General features: G+C 70.3%; 15 protein-coding genes and 1 tRNA gene. 9 read left to right on the forward strand and 7 right to left on the reverse strand.

Annotation, left to right across the window (positions count from 1 at the left end; genetic code table 11):
- Positions 1 to 58: 58 nt before the first annotated feature.
- The 4 genes from ABZ887_RS09285 to ABZ887_RS09300 form a co-directional block, all read right to left on the reverse strand.
- Positions 59 to 880 carry a triphosphoribosyl-dephospho-CoA synthase gene (locus ABZ887_RS09285; RefSeq protein ID WP_361285060.1) on the reverse strand — a complete coding sequence of 274 codons (822 nt, stop codon included), beginning with the start codon at positions 878 to 880 and terminating at the stop codon, positions 59 to 61.
- A gap of 10 nt (positions 881 to 890) precedes the next feature.
- Entirely contained in the window at positions 891 to 1,835 is a 945-nt protein-coding gene (locus tag ABZ887_RS09290) for an intradiol ring-cleavage dioxygenase (RefSeq protein WP_361285063.1), read from the reverse strand.
- A gap of 99 nt (positions 1,836 to 1,934) precedes the next feature.
- Positions 1,935 to 2,510: a GNAT family protein gene (locus ABZ887_RS09295; protein WP_361285066.1), complete on the reverse strand. Its 576-nt coding sequence runs from the start codon at positions 2,508 to 2,510 to the stop codon at positions 1,935 to 1,937.
- 38 nt (positions 2,511 to 2,548) lie between these two features.
- Entirely contained in the window at positions 2,549 to 2,998 is a 450-nt protein-coding gene (locus tag ABZ887_RS09300) for an ATP-binding protein (protein WP_361285069.1), read from the reverse strand.
- Between the two features lie 248 nt (positions 2,999 to 3,246).
- Here ABZ887_RS09300 and ABZ887_RS09305 point away from each other — a divergent pair, with 248 nt between their 5' ends.
- The 9 genes from ABZ887_RS09305 to ABZ887_RS09345 all read left to right on the forward strand — a co-directional run bounded on the left by ABZ887_RS09305 (position 3,247) and on the right by ABZ887_RS09345 (position 13,425).
- Complete coding sequence (locus ABZ887_RS09305; RefSeq protein WP_361285072.1) at positions 3,247 to 4,125, forward strand: hypothetical protein; 879 nt, start codon at positions 3,247 to 3,249, stop codon at positions 4,123 to 4,125.
- Between the two features lie 199 nt (positions 4,126 to 4,324).
- Entirely contained in the window at positions 4,325 to 5,107 is a 783-nt protein-coding gene (locus tag ABZ887_RS09310) for a YcnI family protein (RefSeq protein ID WP_361285075.1), read from the forward strand.
- Positions 5,108 to 5,222: 115 nt separating this feature from the next.
- Positions 5,223 to 5,879 (forward strand): SCO family protein, encoded by a 657-nt coding sequence (locus ABZ887_RS09315; RefSeq protein WP_361285078.1) that lies wholly within the window; start codon positions 5,223 to 5,225, stop codon positions 5,877 to 5,879.
- Positions 5,876 to 6,358 carry a copper chaperone PCu(A)C gene (locus ABZ887_RS09320; RefSeq protein ID WP_361285082.1) on the forward strand — a complete coding sequence of 161 codons (483 nt, stop codon included), beginning with the start codon at positions 5,876 to 5,878 and terminating at the stop codon, positions 6,356 to 6,358. The genes ABZ887_RS09315 and ABZ887_RS09320 overlap by 4 nt, the downstream gene beginning before the upstream one ends.
- A gap of 14 nt (positions 6,359 to 6,372) precedes the next feature.
- The gene (locus tag ABZ887_RS09325) at positions 6,373 to 8,427 is read left to right on the forward strand and encodes a copper resistance protein CopC (RefSeq protein WP_361285085.1); all 2,055 of its coding nucleotides are present in this window, start codon (positions 6,373 to 6,375) and stop codon (positions 8,425 to 8,427) included.
- 8 nt (positions 8,428 to 8,435) lie between these two features.
- Entirely contained in the window at positions 8,436 to 9,716 is a 1,281-nt protein-coding gene (gene efeB, locus ABZ887_RS09330) for an iron uptake transporter deferrochelatase/peroxidase subunit (protein ID WP_361285087.1), read from the forward strand.
- 171 nt (positions 9,717 to 9,887) lie between these two features.
- On the forward strand, positions 9,888 to 10,823 hold the full coding sequence (gene pheA / locus ABZ887_RS09335; protein ID WP_361285090.1) for a prephenate dehydratase: 936 nt from the start codon (positions 9,888 to 9,890) through the stop codon (positions 10,821 to 10,823).
- 530 nt (positions 10,824 to 11,353) lie between these two features.
- Positions 11,354 to 12,631, forward strand: coding sequence for a serine--tRNA ligase (gene serS / locus ABZ887_RS09340; RefSeq protein ID WP_361285093.1), 1,278 nt, complete (start codon positions 11,354 to 11,356; stop codon positions 12,629 to 12,631).
- Positions 12,628 to 13,425 carry an HAD family hydrolase gene (locus ABZ887_RS09345; RefSeq protein WP_361285096.1) on the forward strand — a complete coding sequence of 266 codons (798 nt, stop codon included), beginning with the start codon at positions 12,628 to 12,630 and terminating at the stop codon, positions 13,423 to 13,425. Before serS ends, ABZ887_RS09345 begins: the two co-directional genes overlap by 4 nt.
- Positions 13,426 to 13,545: 120 nt before the next feature.
- Here ABZ887_RS09345 and ABZ887_RS09350 read toward each other — a convergent pair.
- The 3 genes from ABZ887_RS09350 to ABZ887_RS09360 form a co-directional block, all read right to left on the reverse strand.
- Positions 13,546 to 13,633 (reverse strand) — tRNA-Ser (locus tag ABZ887_RS09350).
- Positions 13,634 to 13,908: 275 nt separating this feature from the next.
- On the reverse strand, positions 13,909 to 14,127 hold the full coding sequence (locus ABZ887_RS09355; protein ID WP_217546002.1) for a hypothetical protein: 219 nt from the start codon (positions 14,125 to 14,127) through the stop codon (positions 13,909 to 13,911).
- Between the two features lie 79 nt (positions 14,128 to 14,206).
- Positions 14,207 to 14,926, reverse strand: coding sequence for an ABC transporter permease (locus tag ABZ887_RS09360; protein ID WP_361285100.1), 720 nt, complete (start codon positions 14,924 to 14,926; stop codon positions 14,207 to 14,209).

The following is a 14,926-nucleotide window of genomic DNA, read 5'->3' on the forward strand; positions in this document are numbered from 1 at the left end:
CCCGGCCATTCGTCGGTCTGCGGGTTGTGGGTGGTTGCTCGCGCAGTTCCCCGCGCCCCTAAAGGGGCGCTCCAGCGAGCCCATCCAGAAAGAGTGCGCCGGCCAGGAGCCCCGCGCTGCCTCTTGGGCTCCAGCCCTGTTCGTGCAGGTCGGTGTCGAGGGTGCGGAGTGCCTGTGCTCCTGCCTCCGTCGCCGTGCCGCCCGCCTCCAGTACGGCCCGTGCTCCCGCCTGGACCTGGCGCAGGCCCAACGGGCCCGCCGTGTACAGGAGTTCCGTGTCCTGGAGAGTGCACATCACGGTCATCAACGCGTCCAGGCGGGCCTGGTTCTCGGTGGCGCCCGCCTTGCGGGCCGTTGCCAGGGCGTCCAACGCCCTGCGTACGTGCGGGAATCCGGCCCTGGCCTCGCCCCGGGCGCCGGCCGCGCCGTACTTGACGGAGATCGAGGAGCCCCGGGAGGGGCGCTTGGGGGCGCCCTTGTCGTTGAACGCGGCGATCTTCCGGGCGTTCGCGGCGATCTCGCGGGCCTTGGCACGGGGGTCCAGGGCGACCGCGGCGACCAGGAAGCCGAGGGCCCACAGGGCGCCCTTGTGGCCGCCGCCGGCCAGGCCCACCGAGTGCTCGGTGCACCGGCCGATCGCGCCCAGTTCCGCCCGCAGCACCGGCGTGGCCTCGCCGGTCCGGCGGGCGGAGGCGGCCATCGCCGCGAGGCCGGGCGCCAGCGCCCTGGCCGACCAGCGCAGACTGTCGTGCTCCCGGCGCGTACTGCGGGCGTCCAGGTCACGGGGGTCGGGCAGGCCCGGCTTGGGAGCCAGGGCCAGCTGACCGGTGAGCGCGGCCACGGCGGCCTGCGCCAGCGCGTCGTCCTCGCGGCTTGTCATGTCCCTTACCTTATGAGGAGGCGGAGGCCGAAGGGGAGGCGCTGTCGCTGGGAGCGTCGCTCGGCGGAGTGCCCGTCGGGGCGTCGCTCGGCGGAGTGCCTCCGCCGCCGCTGCCGGCGCCCGTGTTCTCGGCGTCCGGGTCGACGCCCAGGGTCAGGGAGCCCTTGTAGCCCTTCGAGGGGTCCTTCTTGTGCACGGCCTTCAGGGTCAGCAGACCGCTGGAGGCGCCACCGCCGTCGTACACCATGTCGTTGGCGAGCGTGGTGTAGCTGCCGGTGTGCTTGGAGTAGGGGTCGAGCGTGAAGATCTCCTCGGCGATGTCGTCGGCGAAGAACAGCTGCCCGGTGTAGTTGACGATGCCGCCCTCGTAGGTGCCGTCCTCCTTCTCGCCGCCCGTGTGCACCTTCACGTGGATGTGGCAGGTGCGCGGGGTGTACCAGCCCGGGAAGATCGTCTCGAACTTGACGACCCCGTTGGCGTTGGCGATCTGGTAGCCGCGCAGGTAGGTGTTGTCGTTGGCGGAGTCGCCCTCCTCGCTCTCCGCGGGGGCGGAGCCGCCCGGGTTGGCGGTGGTGTAGCCGGAGTAGTAGCCCCAGGCGTCGCAGTGCCAGATCTCGACCGCGGCGCCCTTGACCGGGGTGCAGCCGTCGGTGGCGTCCACGACGGTCAGGCGAAGGGTCAGCGGAACGCCGGCCTTGCCCTCGGTGATGTCCTTGCGCACCAAGGCACCATCGAGGTAGTACGGCCCTTCCGTGACGCTGCTCATCAGCGTCATGCACTCACTGCTGGTGGAACTCGCGGAGGCCGTGGCGTCCGCGTCGGCGCTGGTGTCGGTCGTGTCGGCGAAGGCCGACTGGAAGCCGGCGACCGCGAGGCCGCCGGCCGCCACCGTACCGCCGGAGACCGCGAGGGCACGGCGGCGGGTGATCGACGTGTTTTTGTGGTTTCCCGTCATGGCCGATGAAGCTAGGAACGCCGTTTGTCAGGGGCATGGGCGGGAGCTGGCAACGGCCTGTGAACGCCCAGGAAGCTGAACCCGTCGGGAAGCCGCTGGTCACAGAGCCGGGGCTCGGTCGTGCAGGACCCGCTGGAACAGTCGGCTGTCGCGCCATTCTCCATTGATGTGCAGATACTGCGGCGCGTCCCCGATCGTCTCGAACCCGCATTTCTTCAGCACGCGCTGGGACGTCGTGTTCTCGATCAGGGTGGACGCCTCGATCCGGTGAAGTCCCACGACATCCCGGGCTATCTCACAGACCTGCTCCAGGGCGGCGGTGGCCAGACCACGGCCCTGCTGATCACCGGCCACCCAATAGCCGACGTAGGAACTGCAGAAAGGGCCCAGGGAAATTCCGGAAAGGGTGATCGCGCCGACGATCCGGCCGTCCTCCGCCGACTCCATGATCCAGGGGGCCAGGAGGCCGTCGGCGGCCTGTCCCAGCAGGCCATCGATGCGCTCGGCCTGCCCCTCGACGGTGAAGAAGGACTCGGGTCTGACCGGTTCCCAGGGTTCGAGATGCCTTCGGCTGCCGACGTATGCGGCGCACAGCGCTTTCGCGTCGCCGACGGCAATCGGACGCAATATCACCCCGGGCAGGAGCAGGCTTTCTTTAATGTTTCTGAGAATCATGCGCGCACCCTAGCGCGGGTGTTATGCGGGGGCGAGGGTCATGCCGAAAGCAGAGAAGGATCTTTCTTCCACTTGAGGATCTTGTCGAAGCTGACCACGGTGCCGCCGCGGCCCGGCTTGTTGCCGATGTGGACGTGATCCGCGAGTTCTCTGATGAGACAGAGGCCTCTCCCGCTCTCGGCGTCGGGACGGGCGGGTCTGAGGTCCTGGGTGCGGGCGAACCCCGGACCGAGCCCCGGCCCCGAATCCGCCACTTCGATACGGCACTTCTCGCCGTCCAGGTAGGCGGTGACCCGGTAGGCCTCCGAGGGACGGCCGGCCCCGCCGTGCTCGACGGCGTTCGCGCAGGCCTCGCTGAGGGCGACGGAGAGGTCGTAGGAGACGTCGGGGTCGACGCCCGCCGTCTCCATCGTGCCGATCAGCAGCCGGCGGGCGAGCGGCACGCTCGCGGCCTCACGCCGCAGATGGAGGGACCACCAGATGCTCATGCTCCAGCCTCCTGGCCGCGGCTCGACATACCGATACCTATTGCCACCCGTGCGCGGGTGTAAGCACTCCGTTCATGTGAGAACGCCCATCCGGGGGATGCGCGGGGGGAGGTTTCGGTGTATGAGCGGGTGGTTCGACACAAAGATGATCTTTCGGTTCTTCCTCTCGATCACCGCCCTCGGGCATAACGGAATCTTCCGGACCTGGCGTCAAGCGGGCACGGGCCCAGTGCGATGATGAGCGCGCCATGACTGCCCCCCACCCGCGCGCGGCGCGCACCGGAAGCGGACTGCGGCTCCTGCGGGCCGCGGTGTTCGCCGCGCTCTGCGTCGTGCTGGCGGCGGCGGGGCACACCCTGGCCTCCTGCGCGACCGTTCCGCTGTGGACGCTCGGCGCGGGCTTCCTGGGCACCCTGGCGCTCGTTGCCCCGCTGACCGGCCGGGCCCGCTCGCTGCCGGGGATCGTGGCCCTGCTCGCCGTACTGCAGACCGTGCTGCACACGCTGTTCGGGCTCGGTCAGCACGGCGGCTCCGCGATGTCCGGCGGGTCGATGTCCGTGTCGTCCATGGCTTCCATGTCATCGATGACGTCCATGCCGTCGATGTCCCTGAGCGACGCCTCGCTGGTGGAGCGGGCCGCGCGGCTGGTGTGCGGGGCCGGGGCCGCTCAGATCAGCCCCGCCCACGCGTACAGGATCCTCGTGGACGCGCATCTCAGCACCGGCGTCCCGGCCACCGGCACGAGCGGGGCGGCCCACGCCGCGGACGCCACCGGGGCCTCCGGCTCGCTGCTGCCCTCCGTGCCCATGCTGCTCGGACATGTCCTCGCGGCCGTCGTGGCGGGGTGGCTGCTGCGCCGGGGCGACCTGGCGCTGCTGCGGCTGATCCAGCTGTCGGCCGATTCGGCGCACGGGGTCGCCGAGGGGGCGCTCGTCCGCTCCCTGCGCGGGGCGCTCGCGCTGGCGTGTGCGCTGTGCGCCGGGCTCGTGGCCGTACCCGAGGCGCCCGCGCGTGGCCGCCGTGGCGACTGGGACGTGCCCGCCGCTCCGCACACCGTCGCGCTCCAGCACTCCGTGATCCGGCGCGGGCCGCCCGTGGCCGCCGCCGTTCTCGTTCTCGCCGCCTGACACGACGCGACCAGAGCACTCCCCGGGGGCTGCCCGGATGCGGAGGGGCCTGCCGCCGTCGTGCGGCACGCGCGCGTGCGCTTTCCGAGGGCCGCTTGCGGCTTACGGCCGCTTCCGGCTCACGGCCGCTTCCGGCTTTCGGCCTGCCACGCGCCCCCCCTCAACGACAGAACTCACTCGGAGTGGAGTGCTCCCTGCCATGAAGGCTTCCGCCACGAAGGCCTCTCGTATCGCCGCCGTCGCCGCCGTCACGGGTACCGCCGTACTGGCCGTCACCTCGCCCGCGTTCGCGCACGTCAGCGTCCAGCCCGAGGGCACCGCCGCCAAGGGCGGTTACGCGGTCATCGACTTCAAGGTCCCCAACGAGCGCGACGACGCCTCGACCACCAAGGTCGAGGTCAACTTCCCCGCCGACCACCCGGTGGCCTCCGTGATGCCGCAGCCGATGGCCGGCTGGAAGATCGAGGTCACCAAGTCCAAGCTGGCCAAGCCGCTGGAGATGCACGGCGAGAAGATCGACCAGGCGGTCACCAAGGTCACCTGGACCGCATCCGACGGCAAGGGCATCGAGCCGGGCTACTTCCAGAAGTTCCCGCTCTCCGTCGGCGCGCTGCCCGAGGACACCGACGAGCTGGTCTTCAAGGCGGTCCAGACGTACTCGAACAAGGAGGTCGTCCGCTGGATCGAGGTCCAGCAGGAGGGCCAGGAGGAGCCGGAGAACCCGGCCCCCGTCCTCGCGCTGTCCGCCGCCACCGGCGACCACCACGGGTCCGCCGCAGCCGACGGCACGGCCACGGACACGGCCGAGGAGACCTCGGCGAAGACCGGGACCACCGCGTCGTCCGACGACTCCGGCTCCGTGGGCGGCAGTGACACCACCGCCCGCGTCCTCGGCGTCGTGGGCATCGTCGTCGGCGCGGCCGGGGTCGCCTACGGCGTCCTCGCCGGCCGCCGCCGGTCCACCACCGGCACCGAGGCCTGAGCTCCGCGTCCGTGACGCGCACAGGGGGCCGTGTGCGACGCTGTCGCAGCTGTCGTACGGCTGTCGTCCGGCCCCCCGGTGCTCGCCGGATCTCTCACATCTGGGACATTTTCGTATGCGCAAGAAGACGTTCGCCGCGGCCGCGCTGCTCGCCGCCGCTACCCTGACCCTCTCCGCCTGCGGCAGCGGCGACGACGACGCGAAGTCACCCGTCACCGTGGTCTCCGGGGACACCTCGAACAAGGCCGCGACCATCCTGGACACGCCGTTCGAGAAGCCTGACCTGGTGCTCACCGACACCCACGGCAAGAAGTACGACCTGCGCGCCGAGACCAAGGGCGCTCCGACGCTGATCTACTTCGGCTACACGCACTGCCCCGACGTCTGCCCGCTGACCATGAACAACCTCGCGGTCGCCAAGAAGGCGCTGTCCAAGGCGGACCAGGCGAAGCTGCGGGTCGTGTTCGTCACCACCGACCCGGCCCGGGACACCCCGACCGAGCTCGGCAAGTGGCTCAAGGGCATCGACCCGAGCTTCGTCGGGCTGACCGGCGACTTCGCCACCATCCAGGCCGGCGCCCGCACCCTCGGCATCTCCATCGAGCCGACCCACAAGGACAAGAAGACCGGCAAGGTCGTCTCGGTGCACGGCACCCAGGTCATCGCGTTCTCGCCGAAGACCGACGGCGGATACGTCCTCTACGGCGAGGACGCCACCGTGGACGACTACACCAAGGACCTCCCCAAGCTGATCAAGGGAGAGAACCCGTGAAACGCCCGACTCCGACCGGCAGGCACCTCGCCCTGACCGGAATAGCGATCACGGGGGCACTGGCCCTCGCGGGCTGCGGCGGCTCGGGTTCCTCGGGTTCCTCGGGGGCCGAGCTGTCCGTCGGCGCCTCCTACATGCCCCAGCCGGTCTCCGCCGACATGGCCGCCGGATTCCTGACGATCAGCAACAAGGGCGGCACGAAGGACGAGCTGACGTCCGTCACCAGCGACTCCGCCGGTGAGATCACCATGCACGAGACCAACGGCGGCGCGATGGAGGAGGTCACCTCCTTCGAGGTGCCCGCACACGGTCAACTCGTGTTCAAAAGCGGTGGCAACCATCTGATGTTCGAGAAGCTGAAGCGCCGCCCGGAACAGGGCGACACGATCACCTTGAAACTCAAGTTCGCCGAATCCGGTCCGCTCACCGTCGAGATGCCGGTGAAGTCCGCCACGTACAACCCGTCGACCGGACACTGAGGGAGGGACCGACCTTGACGCGGACCATCACGCCCCGCCTGCGCACCCTGGTGCTGCTGTTCCTCGCCGTCACCGGCGCGCTGCTGGCCGGCGCCGGGCCGGCCTCCGCGCACGCCGCGCTGACCGGCAGCGACCCCTCCCAGGGGGTGGTGGTCCCGAAGGCGCCCGACCAGGTCTCGCTCACGTTCTCCGAGAACGTGTCGCTGAACGACAACTCGTTCCGGGTCCTCGACCCCAAGGGCAAGCGCGTCGACCTGGGCAAGCCGACGAACCTGAGCGGCACGACCTACGGCGTGCAGCTCAAGAGCGGGCTCGGCAAGGGCACGTACACCGTCGCCTACCAGGTCGTCTCGGCGGACAGCCATCCCGTCGGCGGCGCCTTCACCTTCTCCGTGGGCACGCCCTCCAAGACCGTCGCCTCCGTCCCGGACCAGGACGTGGGCGGCGGGATCGTCGGCTGGCTCTACGGCTTCGGGCGGTACATGTCGTACGCCGGGTACATCGTGCTCGTCGGCGGTGCCGCCTTCGTCCTCGCCTGCTGGCAGCGCGGCTCCGGGGTGCGGGCCATGCAGCGCCTCGTCGTCGGCGGCTGGCTGACGCTCACCGCCGCCACCCTCTGGCTGCTGCTCCTGCGCGGCTCCTACACGACCTCCGGCAGCGTCGGCGACATCTTCGACCTGAACCTCCTCGGCCAGGTCCTGCAGACCAAGCCCGGCGCGGCCCTGGTCTCCCGGCTGCTGCTGCTCGCGGCGGCCGCACTGTTCATCGCCGTCCTCTTCGGCGCCTACGACAAGCGCGAGGAGGAGGACGAGAAGCGCGACCTGACCTTCGGGCTCGCGATCGGCGGGACCGTCGTGGCCGCCGGGCTCGCGGCGAGCTGGGCCATGGCCGAGCACGCCTCCACCGGGCTCCAGCCGGGCATCGCGATGCCGGTCGACATCATCCATCTGCTCGCCGTGGCCACCTGGCTGGGCGGCCTCACCGCCCTGCTGGTCGCCCTCTACCGGGCACCCGCCGACACCCCGGTCGATCCCACCGCCGTACGCCGCTTCTCCCGCGTCGCCTTCGGGTCGGTGCTCGCCCTGGTCGGCACCGGCATCTACCAGTCCTGGCGCCAGCTCGGCTCCTGGTCGGCGTTCACCGACACGACGTACGGCGAGCTGCTGCTGGTCAAGATCGGGCTCGTGGCGCTGCTCATCGGTATCGCGTCCATCTCGCGACGGTGGACGGGACGGCTCGCGGACGCGGCGGTGACGGAGACGCACACGGACACGGACACGGCGGAAGAGGCCGAGGCGGAGGAAGAGGCGGCGGAGGAGAAGGAGACGGTCAAGGTGTCCGCCGCCACGAAGGAGGCGTCCGTGAAGGCCACCAAGGCCGACACCAGCGCCTCCGCTGTTGCCGGTGCTTCAGCCGTTTCCGGGGTTTCCAGTGCTTCCGCGGTCTCCGGCAAGGTCGCGTCCGCCGACGACGCCCCCGAGCGCGCCGCCCAGCTCGCCCGTCAGCAGTCCGCCATGGACACCGCCCGGCAGAAGCGCCTGCGCGACGCCGACCCGCACCGCTTCGGCCTGCGCCGCTCGGTGCTCGCCGAAGCCGGGGTCGCCGTCGTCCTGCTCGCCGTCACGACCGTGCTGACGCAGACCGAGCCGAGCCGGACCGAGCAGGAGGCCAAGGCCGCCACCGCGGCGGCGTCCTCCTCCTCGTCCTCGTCGTCGAACTCGTCCTCCGGCGCGCTGACCCTCGACATGTCCTTCGACACCGGCGGCAAGGACGGCAAGGGCGTCGTCCGCGTGGATCTCGACCCCGCGACCGTGGGCAGCAACGAGATGCACGTCTACGTCCAGCGCCCCAACGGCCGCGCCTTCGACATCCCCGAGGTGAAGGTCGCCTTCACCCTCGACGCCAAGAAGATCGGGCCGCTTCCCGTGGCACCCGACCACGTCACCACCGGACACTGGGCCGCGAACGGCGTGCAGATCCCCATGGCCGGCGACTGGAAGGTCTCCGTCACCGTGCGGACCTCCGACATCGACCAGGTGACCGTCTCCAAGAACGCGCAGATCGGCTGAACCGCACCATGCCCGAACAGTCCCAGTCCGTCCCCGAGGCCCGTACCGCAGCCGCCGAGGCTCCCCCGGCCGGGGGCGTCAGCCGGCGTGCGCTGCTCGGCAGCGCCGGGGCCACCGGTCTCGTGCTCGGCGCGGCGGGCGCGGGCGTCGGCTACGCGGCCGCCCCCGCCCAGGCCACCCCGCTCAGCTCGGTGGGCTCCGACCGGGCGATGTTTCACGGGAAACATCAGCCCGGCATCACCGAGGGGCTCCAGGCGCGCGGCCATCTCGTCGCCTTCGACCTGGCGGCGGGCGCGGGCCGCACCCAGGCCGTCGCGCTGCTGCGCCGCTGGTCGACGACGGCCGAGCGGCTGATGGCGGGCGAGCCGATGACACAGGACGACACGGACGTGGCCCGGGACGCGGGTCCCGCCTCGCTGACGATCACCTTCGGCTTCGGCAACAGCTTCTTCGGCCGTACCGGCCTGGAGAAGCAGCGGCCGTCCGCCCTGGACCCGCTGCCCGACTTCTCCTCCGACCACCTCGACAAGACCCGCAGCAACGGCGACCTGTGGGTACAGATCGGCGCCGACGACGCCCTGGTCGCCTTCCACGCCCTGCGCGCGATCCAGAAGGACGCGGGCAGCGCGGCGAAGGTCCGCTGGCAGATGAACGGCTTCAACCGCACACCGGGCGCCACCGCCCACCCCATGACGGCCCGCAACCTCATGGGCCAGCTGGACGGCACCCGCAACCCGAAGCCGACGGAGTCCGACTTCGACCAGCGGATCTTCGTGCCGGCGAGCGGTTCGAGCGGCCCGGCGTGGATGGCGAACGGCTCCTACGCCGTCGTTCGCCGGATCCGCATGCTGCTCGACGACTGGGAGAAGCTGTCGCTCACTACCCAGGAGAACGTGATCGGGCGGAAGAAGTCGAACGGGGCGCCGCTGTCCGGAGGCACCGAGACGACGGCGATGGACCTGGAGAAGGCCAAGGCGGACGGGGAGTACGTCGTCCCGGTCAACGCCCATGCCCGGATCACCCGGCCCGACCAGAACGGGGGCGCGGCGATCCTGCGGCGCCCGTTCTCGTACCACGACGGCATCGACGTGGACGGGACGCCTGACGCGGGGCTGCTCTTCGTCTGCTGGCAGGCCGATCCACTGCGCGGGTTCGTGCCGCTGCAGCGGAAGCTGGACCGTGGGGACGCGCTGTCCCAGTACATCCGGCACGAGGCGAGCGGCCTGTTCGCGGTGCCGGGCGGTGCGGCCGCCGGGGAGTACGTGGGGCAGCGGCTGCTGGAGGGGTGACAGCCGGGCGATGGCAGCCGGGCGATGGCAGCCGGGCGATGGCGGGTTACCTCAGTGGTTTCTGAGGTTTCTGATCACTATTGGCGCGTTTCCAGGATTCAAACCACCCGGTCGAGTGGATCCGGTGAGACAAGTGAGCCGCGTCTCGCTGCGCCCATTAGGGTGAGGGACATGCCAGCGAGCTATGCGTATCTCGGTCCTGAAGGCACCTTCACCGAAGTCGCCCTGCGCACCCTTCCGGAGGCCGCGACCCGGGAGCTGATCCCGTACGTCTCCGTGCAGTCCGCGCTGGACGCCGTGCGCAACGGCGAGGCCGAGGCCGCGTTCGTGCCGATCGAGAACTCCGTCGAGGGCGGGGTCACCACGACCCTCGACGAGCTGGTCGCGGGCGAGCCGCTGATGATCTACCGCGAGGTGCTGCTGTCGATCACCTTCGCCCTGCTGGTCCGCCCCGGCACCAAGCTCTCCGAGATCAAGACGGTGACCGCCCATCCGGTGGCCCAGCCGCAGGTCCGCAACTGGCTGCGGGCCAACCTCCCGGACGCCCTCTGGGAGTCCGCCGCCTCGAACGCGGACGGCGCCCGCCTGGTCCAGGAGGGCCGCTACGACGCGGCGTTCGCCGGTGAGTTCGCGGCCGAGCGGTACGGCCTGGAGGCCCTGGAGACCGGGATCCACGACGCGGAGAACGCGCAGACCCGGTTCGTCCTGGTCGGCCGCCCGGCCCGGCCCGCCGCCCGCACGGGCGCCGACAAGACCTCGGTCGTCCTCTGGCAGAACGACGACCACCCCGGCGGGCTGCGCGACCTGCTCGGCGAGTTCGCCACCCGGGGCATCAACCTCATGCTGCTGCAGTCCCGGCCGACCGGAACCGGCATCGGCAACTACTGCTTCTGCATCGACGCCGAGGGCCACATCTCCGACCGGCGGGTGGCGGAGGCGCTGATGGGGCTGAAGCGGATCTGCCGCCAGGTGCGGTTCCTGGGCTCCTACCCGCGGGCGGACGTCAAGCCGGGCGAGGTCGCGGGGCCCACCCGGCCGGGTACGTCGGACGAGGAGTTCGTGGCGGCCTCCGACTGGGTGGCGCACTGCCAGGACGGCCGCTTCTAACCAGTCGTACGCTCATATCTTCGTTATCCACAGAAGTTATCCACAGGTGCCCTTCTCGACCTGGGGACAAGTCGACAGCGAAGCATGAGTCTGTCGACAAATCGCCCTACAGGCCATCGGCTCGGCCCCGCTCACCCACGTCACTCTTCGTCCACTCGTTTCCCTTGGTTCATCTTTTGGAGCGACGCCTTTCCACTCGAAAGAGGGTGTTGTCACGGTTTGAGCGGGGAATTCCTCTCTTTACAGGTTGCTCGCTGGGTGATCAATTCCGAAGTCCACACCTCTTCCACACACCCTGTGGATAACTCTTGGGAGGACGCGGATCCCTGTGGACAACCTCGCCCCCAAGTCCCGTTCCCCACAAGGAAATCCAGTCAACCGCAGACCTCACGCATGCCCCGTCCCAGGGAGTGAGACACTTTTTATTGACACGCTCGGCAATTCCCCCATAACGGAACGTAAGCCGCGATTCGGAACACGTGCCAATAGTGATGCGTGAGGGGCAACCCCGCACCGGTAGCCTTGGCTGCGTGATTGACCTTCGCCTGCTCCGTGAGGACCCCGACCGTGTGCGCGCGTCCCAGCGCGCCCGTGGAGAGGACGTCGCGCTCGTCGACGCCCTCCTCTCTGCCGACGAGCGGCGCAGGTCCTCCGGCGTCCGCTTCGACGAGCTGCGCAACGAACAGAAGCAGCTCGGCAAGCTCATCCCCAAGGCCTCCGCCGACGAGAAGGCCGAGCTGCTCAAGAAGGCCGAGCAGCTGAAGGCCGACGTCAAGAGCGCCGACGCCGAGCGCGACGCCGCCGACGCCGAGGCCCACGAGCTGCTGCTCCGGCTCGGCAACCTGGTCCACCCCGACGTGCCCGTAGGCGGCGAGGAGGACTTCGTCACCCTCGAGGAGCACGGCACCATCCGTGACTTCGGTGCCGAGGGCTTCGAGCCCAGGGACCACCTGGAGCTGGGCCAGCTGCTCGGCGCGATCGACGTCGAGCGCGGCGCCAAGGTCTCCGGCTCCCGCTTCTACTTCCTGACCGGTGTCGGCGCCCTGCTGGAGCTGGCGCTCGTCAACGCGGCGATCGCCCAGGCCACCGAGGCCGGCTTCACGCCGATGCTGACCCCGGCGCTGGTCCGCCCCCAGTCCATGGCGGGCACCGGCTTCCTCGGCCAGGCGGCCCAGGACGTCTACCACCTCGACAAGGACGACCTCTACCTGGTCGGCACGTCCGAGGTGCCCCTCGCCGCGTACCACATGGACGAGATCATCGAGGCGGAGCGCCTTCCGCTCCGGTACGCCGGCTTCTCGCCCTGCTTCCGCCGCGAGGCCGGTTCGCACGGCAAGGACACCAAGGGCATCTTCCGCGTCCACCAGTTCGACAAGGTCGAGATGTTCTCCTACGTCGCCCCCGAGGACTCGGAGGCGGAGCACCAGCGCCTGCTGGCCTGGGAGAAGCAGTGGCTGACCTCGCTGGAGCTGCCGTTCCGCGTCATCGACGTCGCCACCGGTGACCTCGGCGCCTCGGCCGCCCGCAAGTTCGACTGCGAGGCGTGGATCCCGACGCAGGGCAAGTACCGCGAGCTGACGTCGACGTCGGACTGCACCGAGTTCCAGTCCCGCCGGCTGTCGATCCGGGTCCGCGACGGCAAGCAGGTCAAGCCGCTGGCCACGCTCAACGGCACGCTGTGCGCCGTACCGCGCACCATCGTGGCGATCCTGGAGAACCACCAGCAGGCCGACGGTTCGGTGTACGTGCCCGAGGTGCTGCGCCCGTATCTGGGCGGCCGGGAGGTCCTGGAGCCGGTGTCCCGGTGAGCTTCCCCTACGGGCTCATCGCCACCGACCTCGACGGGACGCTGCTGCGCTCCGACGAGTCGATCTCGCAGCGCACCCGTGACGCGCTCGCCGCGGCCACCGCGGCGGGCGCCACGCACCTGGTCGTCACCGGCCGCGGGGCCCCCTGGACCCGGCACATCCTCGACGACCTCGGCTACGACGGCCTCGCCGTGTGCGCCCAGGGCGCGCAGGTGTACGACGCCGGAGCGCACCGCCTCCTCACATCCGTGACGCTGGACCGGCAGCTGGCCGCTGTCGCCCTCGCGAAGATCGAGGCGGAGGTCGGCCCGCTGCACCTGGCGGCGAGCCGCGACGGCCTCGACGGCGAGGTGCTGGTGGGGCCGGGGTACGCGGTGTCGGGCCACCTCCCGTCGACCCCGTTCACGGACGTGGCCGACCTCTGGGCGGCCCCGCTGAACAAGATCTACATACAGCATCCGGAGCTGTCCGACGACGAGCTCGCGGAGGCCTCGCGGCAGGCCGCCGGGGGTTTCGTCACCGTCGCCATGGCGGGCGAGGGCATCGTGGAGCTACTGCCCCTCGGTCTCTCGAAGGCGACGGGCCTCTCCCTGGCCGCGCGCCGACTGGGCCTGAAGTCCGCCGACACGATCGCCTTCGGCGACATGCCGAACGACATCCCGATGTTCGCCTGGGCGGCGCGGGGCGTGGCCATGGCCAACGCTCACGAGGAGCTTCGCGAGGTGGCCGACGAGGTGACGTCTTCCAACGAGGAGGACGGGATCGCTGTGGTCGTGGAGCGTCTGCTGGGCTGAGGTGGTGGGGTGGCTGCGGGCCCGGTGGGGGCTGGTCGCGCCCGCGCGGCGGCAGCCGCACATCAAACACAGCCCCGCGCCCCTTACGGGGCGCTCCAGCTCATGTCTGTTCAATGCTCGCGGAGGATGCACGAATCGAACGTGCGCGGGCTTTTCAGACCCGACCTTGGCTTAGCAAGCCAGTGCCTTACCACTCGGCCAATCCTCCGGGTGGGCGGCCCACGCGAGAGCGACCATCGCGTGCTCGAAGCGGCCGCCCCGGGCAGCTACACGGCGACCCGCCGAAGGCTGCCCTGACGGGAGCGGGACGTACTGTCGTGCATGGACATCGTCCGGCTCCTCTCCCAGTTCGTGGCAATGCAACGAGTGTGTCCTGGCCTGGAGTTGGGCGCCACCGAATTAACTGACGTCAACTGCAGCGCCCCGTAAGGGGCGCGGGGAACTGCGCGACCGGCCCCCACCGGCCCGCAGCCGAAGAACCGCCTACCGGCGCCACCACTTACGCCGCCCCTTGCTGAAGAACCACCCGGCCGGAGGCTCGTCCGACCGCCACGGCTGAGGCTCGGGTTTCTCGGCCTTCCAGCGAGCTGCCAGCATCCGCGCTCGCGCCGACGGCTCCGCCGCCCCCGCGGACCGTATGAACTCCTCGTCCAGCACCACGCCGTCCCAGTCTGCGTCGGCGTCCCGGAAGCCCTCAGCCATCCCCGTTCCTCTCCACGGAACATCCCCTTTGCCCAGTGTGCCCGGGCCCGGATGAAGCCCCCGTCAATAAAGCGGGCGTCTACTCCTCGCCCGCCAGCGTCAGCGCGCGCAGCTTCTGGCCGGCGTACCAGGTGGCCAGGACGGTCACCGCGACCAGCAGCACCGTGCCCGTCGTCAGGGAGACGTCGGACGTGACCAGTTCCCCGCCCGTCACCTTGTGGGCGACCGCCAGGGACCACTGCTGGACGCTCAGCGTCCGCGCCCCCGGCACCAGGGAGCCGAACAGGGCCTCCCAGACCAGGGCGTAGACGAGCCCGAAGACCACCGCGTGCCGGGACACCGTCCCGAGCAGCAGGAAGAGCGCGGCGTAGGCGATGGAGGCGACCAGCGCGGCGACCGTGTAGGCGACGGCGATCTGCTGGCCGTTGCCGTTGAGGATGAAGCCCGCGACCAGGGTCGGCAGGGCGGAGAAGACCATCGTCACGGCGATGGCCACGATCAGCTTGGTGAGGATGATCGTCGGCCGTTTGATCGGCTTGGACAGCAGGTACACCACCGAGCCGTCGTCGATCTCCGGGCCGATCGCGCCGGTGCCGGCGATGACGCCGATGATCGGCACCATGGTGGCGAGGGCAAGGCCGCCGAGCAGGTCCGAGGCCGTCTGGTCGTCGGCGCCGGCGAGGCCGCGGACGACGACGGAGATCGCGATCAGCAGCAGGGGCAGGGCGCCCAGGATGAGGGCCCGGCGGCGGCCGAGCAGGGCTCGGTAGGTGAGCCGGGCGACTGTGGGGTCGTACAT

This window comes from Streptomyces sp. NPDC047061, assembly GCF_040643955.1.
Lineage (GTDB): Bacteria > Actinomycetota > Actinomycetes > Streptomycetales > Streptomycetaceae > Streptomyces.

Excerpts from the sequence above, each read along its gene's own strand:
- ABZ887_RS09285 (WP_361285060.1), bottom strand. The coding sequence starts at position 880 with ATGACAAGCCGCGAGGACGACGCGCTGGCGCAGGCCGCCGTGGCCGCG.
- ABZ887_RS09290 (WP_361285063.1), bottom strand. The coding sequence starts at position 1,835 with ATGACGGGAAACCACAAAAACACGTCGATCACCCGCCGCCGTGCCCTC.
- ABZ887_RS09295 (WP_361285066.1), bottom strand. The coding sequence starts at position 2,510 with ATGATTCTCAGAAACATTAAAGAAAGCCTGCTCCTGCCCGGGGTGATA.
- ABZ887_RS09300 (WP_361285069.1), bottom strand. The coding sequence starts at position 2,998 with ATGAGCATCTGGTGGTCCCTCCATCTGCGGCGTGAGGCCGCGAGCGTG.
- ABZ887_RS09305 (WP_361285072.1), top strand. The coding sequence starts at position 3,247 with ATGACTGCCCCCCACCCGCGCGCGGCGCGCACCGGAAGCGGACTGCGG.
- ABZ887_RS09310 (WP_361285075.1), top strand. The coding sequence starts at position 4,325 with ATGAAGGCTTCCGCCACGAAGGCCTCTCGTATCGCCGCCGTCGCCGCC.
- ABZ887_RS09315 (WP_361285078.1), top strand. The coding sequence starts at position 5,223 with ATGCGCAAGAAGACGTTCGCCGCGGCCGCGCTGCTCGCCGCCGCTACC.
- efeB (WP_361285087.1), top strand. The coding sequence starts at position 8,436 with ATGCCCGAACAGTCCCAGTCCGTCCCCGAGGCCCGTACCGCAGCCGCC.
- pheA (WP_361285090.1), top strand. The coding sequence starts at position 9,888 with ATGCCAGCGAGCTATGCGTATCTCGGTCCTGAAGGCACCTTCACCGAA.
- ABZ887_RS09355 (WP_217546002.1), bottom strand. The coding sequence starts at position 14,127 with ATGGCTGAGGGCTTCCGGGACGCCGACGCAGACTGGGACGGCGTGGTG.
- ABZ887_RS09360 (WP_361285100.1), bottom strand. The coding sequence starts at position 14,926 with ATGTACGACCCCACAGTCGCCCGGCTCACCTACCGAGCCCTGCTCGGC.